Origin of the sequence: Mesorhizobium sp. M7A.F.Ca.MR.362.00.0.0, assembly GCF_004023175.1 — a bacterium.
Taxonomy (GTDB): domain Bacteria; phylum Pseudomonadota; class Alphaproteobacteria; order Rhizobiales; family Rhizobiaceae; genus Mesorhizobium.
On the sequence record NZ_RZTF01000990.1, the window covers coordinates 1 to 300 of the forward strand.

General features: G+C 36.3%; 1 protein-coding gene. It reads left to right on the plus strand.

Annotated elements, in window-relative coordinates; genetic code table 11:
• The coding region (locus EOC06_RS38820) for a Ger(x)C family spore germination C-terminal domain-containing protein (protein ID WP_206631421.1) at positions 1-300 on the plus strand (300 nt) is incomplete at both ends.

Genomic DNA, 300 nt, shown 5'->3' on the forward strand with positions numbered 1-300 from the left:
CCATTATTCACTCCAAAACAGCTATCCATGGAAAGATAACGAAGGGAAAACCGAAATTTACGATAAAAGTAGTGGTAACAGGGGATTTAGACGAATTAAATTGCGATCTGGACATTTCAAAACCAGCAGGAATAAAAAAAGTGGAAGATCTGATGGAAAAACAAATAGAAGAAGGTTTAAAGGACTTACTTGTTCAATCACAAGCCATGAATGCCGACTTTATCGGTTTTGGGGATGTACTTCGTATTGACGATAAGGATAGTTGGAAGGAAATTGAAGATAGTTGGCAAAGTGAAATAT